The sequence below is a fragment of the Pseudoclavibacter terrae genome (assembly GCF_008831075.1).
In the GTDB taxonomy this organism is placed as follows: domain Bacteria; phylum Actinomycetota; class Actinomycetes; order Actinomycetales; family Microbacteriaceae; genus Pseudoclavibacter; species Pseudoclavibacter terrae.
The window spans coordinates 295,557-301,761 of the sequence record NZ_WBJX01000006.1; the positions used below are offsets into that span (position 1 = coordinate 295,557).

Genomic DNA, 6,205 nt, shown 5'->3' on the forward strand with positions numbered 1-6,205 from the left:
GCGCGCGCGCCCGTCGTTCTGACACCTCTCCGTCACTCACTGAAAGGCAACACTGTGATTCGCCACTTCCTCCGCGACGACGACCTGACACCCGCCGAGCAGCGCGAGGTGCTCGAGCTCGCCGCGGTGCTCAAGCGCGATCGTTTCTCCGCGCGTCCGCTCGAGGGCCCTCGCAGCGTGGCCGTGATCTTCGACAAGACCTCGACGCGCACGCGAGTCTCGTTCCACGTCGGGATCTCGGAGCTCGGCGGCTCGCCCCTCATCATCTCGACGGCGTCCAGCCAGCTCGGTGGCAAGGAGACGGCATCGGACACGGCTCGCGTCCTCGAGCGCCAGGTCGCCGCCATCGTCTGGCGCACCTACGCGCAGAGCGGCCTGGAGGAGATGGCGCACGGGGCGCTCGTTCCGGTCGTGAACGCCCTCAGCGACGACTTCCACCCGTGCCAGCTGCTCGCCGATCTGCTCACGGTTAACGAGCACCTCGGTGACCCTGCGGGGCGCACGCTCGTCTTCCTCGGCGACGGTGAGAGCAACATGGGCCACTCCTACCTCCTCGCCTGCGCGACGGCGGGGATGCACGTCCGCATCGCGGCACCGGTCGGCTACCAGCCGCGCGCCGATGTCGTCGCGGACGCCGAGCGCATCGCCGCTGAAACCGGCGGCTCCGTCGTCGTCGGCGACGACATCGACGCCCTCGTGGCAGGCGCGGACGTCGTCGTCACCGATACCTGGGTGTCGATGGGTCGCGAGGACGAGAAGCAGCGTCGCATCGATGCGCTGAGTGCCTACCGGGTCACCGAGGAGACCATGGCGGAGGCGGCTGAAGGCGCGATCTTCCTGCACTGCCTGCCAGCCGATCGTGGGTACGAGGTCGACGCGGCTGTCATCGACGGTCCGCAGTCGGTCATCTGGGACGAGGCGGAGAACCGCCTCCATGCCCAGAAGGCACTGCTCGTCTGGCTGCTCGCCAAGGCCGCGGCCTGACCCGCGCATCCACCGCACATAGACTGAACACAAGACTCAAACGCTAGGAGCATTGATGACGGAACGCGTCGTTCTCGCATACTCCGGAGGTCTCGATACCTCCGTCGGCATCGGTTGGCTGAAGGATGCCACCGGCAAGGACGTGGTCGCACTCGCGATCGACGTCGGCCAGGCCGGTGAGGACATGGAGAAGGTGCGACAGCGAGCGCTTGACTGCGGCGCTGTCGAGTCCGTGGTCATCGACGCTCGCGAGGAGTTCGCGAGCGACTACATCGTGCCGGCGCTCAAGGCGAACGCGCTCTACCAGAAGCGCTACCCCCTGGTTTCCGCGCTCTCCCGCCCGCTCATCGCGAAGCACCTCGCGAAGACCGCGCGCGAGCTCGGCGCCGACTCGATCGCGCACGGCTGCACGGGCAAGGGCAACGACCAGGTTCGCTTCGAGGCGGCTGTCGCCGCCGTGGCCCCGGAGCTCACGTCGATCGCGCCGGTGCGCGACCTCGCGCTCACGCGCGACAAGGCCATCGTGTACGCGCAGGAGCACAACCTGCCGATCGAGCAGTCGAAGAAGAGCCCGTACTCGATCGACCAGAACGTCTGGGGTCGTGCGGTGGAGACCGGGTTCCTCGAGGACCCGTGGAACCCGCCGATCGAGGACCTCTACACCTACACGAAGAGCCCGGACGAGGCTCGCGAGCCCACCGAGGTGACGGTCACGTTCGATCAGGGCGTCCCCGTCAAGATCAACGGCGAGGCGCTCTCGCCCATCCAGGTCGTCGAGCTCATGAACACGCTCGCCGGCGACCAGGGCGTCGGTCGCATCGACGTCGTCGAGGACCGCCTCGTCGGCATCAAGAGCCGCGAGATCTACGAGTCCCCGGCTGGCCTCGCCCTCATCGAGGCGCACGAGCACCTGGAAGACCTGACGCTCGAGCGCGATGTCGCACGCTTCAAGCGCGGCATCGAGGCCGAGTGGTCGAACCTGGTCTACGACGGACTCTGGTTCTCGGGCCTCAAGCGCTCGCTCGATGCGTTCATCAACCACACGCAGGAGCACGTCTCCGGCGAGGTGCGCATGACGCTGCACGGCGGCCGCGCCGTCGTCACGGGCCGTCGCTCGGAGGAGTCGCTCTACGACTACAGCCTCGCGACGTACGACACCGGCGACACGTTCGACCAGTCGCACGCCAAGGGCTTCATCGAGCTCTGGAGCCTGCCGTCCAAGATCTCGGCGCGTCGCGACAAGCCGGAACTCTGAGCATGGTCGCAGCCGAGGGCGGACCGAAGTCCGGGGGAGTGACCACGCAGGGCGCGCTCTGGGGCGGTCGCTTCAGCGACGGGCCGTCCCCGGAGCTCGCGCGGCTGTCGAAGTCCACGCACTTCGACTGGCAGCTGGCGAAGTACGACATCGCCGGGTCGCGGGCGCACGCTGGTGCGCTCGCGGCCGCGGGGTACCTCGACGAGGCCGAGCTCATCGGCATGCTGGATGCGCTCACGGAGCTCGAACGACGTGTCGTCGCTGCCGAGTTCGTGGCGGCGGACAGCGACGAGGATGTGCACGGTGCTCTCGAGCGCGGGCTGATCGAGATCGCCGGGCCGGAGCTGGGCGGCAAGCTGCGTGCGGGTCGTAGCCGCAACGACCAGATCGCGACCTTCGTGCGCATGTACCTGCGCGACCACAGCGCGACGATCGCGGAGCAGCTCGAGACCCTGGTGGACGTGCTCGCCCAGCAGGCCGAGCACAACATCCAGGTCATCATGCCGGGCCGAACGCACCTGCAGCACGCCCAGCCGGTGCTGCTGTCGCACCACCTCCTCGCCCACGCGTGGCCGCTCGTCCGCAACCTCGATCGTCTGCGTGACTTCGACCGACGCCTCGACGAGTCGCCGTACGGTGCTGGCGCCCTGGCTGGCTCGACGCTCGGGCTCGACGCCGTGCGCGTCGCGCGCGAGCTCGGGTTCACTTCGTCGTCCCCGAATTCGATCGACGCGACGGCGAGCCGCGACCTGGTCGCGGAGTTCGCCTTCATCGCGGCGCAGATCGGCATCGACCTCTCGCGTCTCTCCGAGGAGATCATCCTCTGGAACACGAAGGAATTCGGCTTCGTCACCCTGCATGACGCCTACTCGACGGGGTCGAGCATCATGCCGCAGAAGAAGAACCCGGACATCGCCGAGCTCGCTCGCGGCAAAGCGGGGCGCCTCATCGGCAACCTGTCCGGCCTGCTTGCAACGCTCAAGGCCCTCCCGCTCGCGTACAACCGCGACCTGCAGGAGGACAAGGAGCCGATCTTCGACTCGGTCGAGACGCTCGAGCTCGTGGTCCCCGCCTTCACGGGAATGGTCGCGACGCTCACCTTCCACGGTGAGCGGATGCGGGAGCTCGCACCGCAGGGCTTCTCGCTCGCGACGGACGTTGCCGAGTGGCTCGTGAAGCGCCAGGTCCCGTTCCGGGTGGCCCACGAGGTCTCCGGGTCCATGGTCCAGGCCGCAGAAGCCAGGGGAGTCGACCTCGACGGGTTGAGCGACGACGAGATCTCGGCGGTGTCCGAGCACCTCTCACCTGAGGTACGCGAGGTCCTGTCGGTCGACGGCTCCGTCGCGACCCGAGACGGACGTGGCGGCACGGCTCCCGTCCGCGTCACCGAGCAGATCGCAGAGCTCCGCGAGCGACTGGCGTCGCTCAGGTCCTAGGCTCCCGAGTGCACCCGGACCTCCACGGGGCCCTTCTCGAGGGACCGCTCTCCGCAGCAGACGCACTGCTGGGGGCGGTCCTTTCGCGTACGTCTCCCGAGGGCACCGTCTCGGTCCGCCTCACCGAGGTGGAGGCATACGCGGGGTCGGATGATCCGGGGTCGCACGGCTTCCGGGGTCGAACGGCGAGGAACGCGACGATGTTCGGTCCCGCCGGGCGCCTGTACGCGTATCGCATCTACGGCATCCACACCTGCCTCAACGTCGTGGCGGGGGAGGCCGGGATCTCCTCCGCAGTCCTCCTGCGGGCCGGGGAGGTCGTCGAGGGGGTCGAGTTGGCGACGGCGCGGCGCACCGAGGGCCGCCGTTCGGCTGCTCCGCTGCGCGACCATGAGCTGGCCCGTGGGCCGGGCAACCTCGTGACGGCGCTGGGCGCGACCATCGCCGATGACGGCGCGCGGGTCGATGTCGACCCCTTCGCGCTCGAGCCGCCTGCACCGGGCGCCCGGCGTGCTGTCGTGCGCGGGCTTCGCGTCGGGGTTGGAATCCCAGGTGGCGCGCTTCCGTTCAACTGGCGCTTCTGGCTCGACGGCGAGGCGTCCGTCTCCCGCTACATCGCGCACAGGTCGCTCCGCGCGGGACGGCGCTGAGCGGGCAACTGCTTGATACGGTTGCGCGGTGACTACGCGTGATCTGACGACCCAGCACAACGACGCCACCTTCGAGCACGTCATCGACGAACTCGAGTGGCGCGGGTTCATCCACGTCTCGACCGATCTGGCCGAGCTCAAGGAGCGGATGAACGAGGGGCCGATCACGTACTACTGCGGGTTCGATCCGACCGCTCCGAGCCTGCACCTCGGCCACCTCGTGCAGCTGATCCTTCTCCGTCGCCTGCAGCTCGCCGGCCACAAGCCGCTTGGCCTCGTCGGCGGATCGACCGGGCTCATCGGCGACCCTCGCCCCACTGCGGAGCGCACCCTCAACTCCCGTGAGACCGTCGCCGAATGGGTTGAGGGACTCCGCGGGCAGATCGACGGCTACCTGTCGTTCGAGGGTGACAACGCGGCGCGCATGGTGAACAACCTCGACTGGACGGCGCCCCTCTCGGCGATCGACTTCCTGCGTGAGATCGGCAAGCACTTCCGTGTCGGTTCGATGCTCAAGAAGGACGCCGTGTCGGCCCGGCTCAACTCCGAGGCGGGTATCTCGTACACGGAGTTCAGCTACCAGATCCTGCAGGCGATCGACTTCCTCGAGCTGCACCGCAACTACGGTTGCGTGCTGCAGACGGGTGGCAGCGACCAGTGGGGCAACCTGACCTCCGGCGTCGATCTCATCCGCCGCACGGAAGGCGCAAGTGTCCACGCGCTCGGAACGCCCCTGATCACCAACGCGGATGGGACCAAGTTCGGCAAGAGCGAGGGCAATGCGATCTGGATCGACCCCGAGCTCACGAGCCCGTACGCGTTCTACCAGTTCTGGCTCAACACCGACGACGCCGACGTGATCGCGCGCATCAAGATCTTCACGTTCCTCACTCGTGCCGAGATCGCCGAGCTCGAGACCCTTGTCGAAACCGAGCCCTTCAAGCGCGTCGCGCAGAAGACGCTCGCCTCGAAGGTGACTTCGCTGGTGCACGGTGAAGCAGCGACCGAAGCGGTCATCGCGGCTTCAGCCGCGCTCTTCGGGCAGGGCGAGCTGACCGCGCTCGACGGCCAGACGTTGCGATCGGCGATCCTCGAACTTCCGAACGCCGAGATCGCGGATGGTGCACCTGTCGCGCAGGCCCTCGTCGACACGGGATTGGCGAAGAGCCTCGGTGAGGCACGCCGCGCGATCTCGCAGGGTGGGGTCTCGCTCAACAATGAGCGCGTGACCGATGAGTCCGCCGTGGTGAGCCAGTCGGCCGCGCTCGCCGGCGGAGTCGCCGTGCTCCGTCGGGGCAAGAAGACGCTCGCAGGCCTGGTATTCCGGGCCTGACGGCTCGCCGCCTGGCCCCGACACGCCCGGGATGTGCGCCGAGTTGTGCGCCGGGCTGGCCCTGCGTAATGTAATCACTCGTCAGGCCGACGGAGCGAAACGCGAGAGCGGGTCGCACGGGCCGGACAGTTCTGAAAGAAAGATCAGCATCTGCCACTTGTTCTTGCAAGTTGGAGCAACATGATCTACACTCGGAACTCCTGCCTCACCGGGTAGCGAGATCAACGGCCTCTGGTTCTTCCAGTTGGTTGTGCGGAGGATGAGCTTCATGCTCACGGTCCGTGGTTCTTGTCCGAGGTTTGCAGTGCAAGCGATTGCTCCTTAGAGATGGCCGCGAGGTCTGAAGAGGGAAGCGTTCGATTCTTGAGAACTCAACAGCGTGCACTATGTCAAATGCCAATTTGATCCCGTGCCTCTTCTTTTTGGAGGGGTAAGGATTCCTTTTGGAAACATATTTGGACAATACAAGTCAGTACTGAGCCTTCGGGTTTGGTGTTGTTTTGTTTTTTGTCAGTTTCAAACTTGTCATCGCACTTCGGTGTGGTGG

At 66.9% G+C, this 6,205-nt stretch carries 5 protein-coding genes; all 5 read left to right on the plus strand.

The features are described 5' to 3' along the window. Positions 1-54: 54 nt before the first annotated feature. From argF to tyrS, 5 genes are read left to right on the plus strand one after another with little or no spacing between them, the layout of a single operon-like run. Positions 55-984 carry an ornithine carbamoyltransferase gene (argF, locus tag F8O03_RS16640; protein ID WP_151424838.1) on the plus strand — a complete coding sequence of 310 codons (930 nt, stop codon included), beginning with the start codon at positions 55-57 and terminating at the stop codon, positions 982-984. 55 nt (positions 985-1,039) lie between these two features. Further along, the gene (locus F8O03_RS16645) at positions 1,040-2,239 is read left to right on the plus strand and encodes an argininosuccinate synthase (RefSeq protein WP_151424839.1); all 1,200 of its coding nucleotides are present in this window, start codon (positions 1,040-1,042) and stop codon (positions 2,237-2,239) included. 2 nt (positions 2,240-2,241) lie between these two features. Then, positions 2,242-3,675 (plus strand): argininosuccinate lyase, encoded by a 1,434-nt coding sequence (argH, locus tag F8O03_RS16650; RefSeq protein ID WP_151424840.1) that lies wholly within the window; start codon positions 2,242-2,244, stop codon positions 3,673-3,675. An 8-nt stretch (positions 3,676-3,683) separates the two neighbouring features. Continuing rightward, positions 3,684-4,325 carry a DNA-3-methyladenine glycosylase gene (locus F8O03_RS16655; protein ID WP_151424841.1) on the plus strand — a complete coding sequence of 214 codons (642 nt, stop codon included), beginning with the start codon at positions 3,684-3,686 and terminating at the stop codon, positions 4,323-4,325. Between the two features lie 28 nt (positions 4,326-4,353). Then, positions 4,354-5,658 (plus strand): tyrosine--tRNA ligase, encoded by a 1,305-nt coding sequence (gene tyrS / locus F8O03_RS16660; RefSeq protein WP_151424842.1) that lies wholly within the window; start codon positions 4,354-4,356, stop codon positions 5,656-5,658. Positions 5,659-6,205 lie beyond the last annotated feature (547 nt).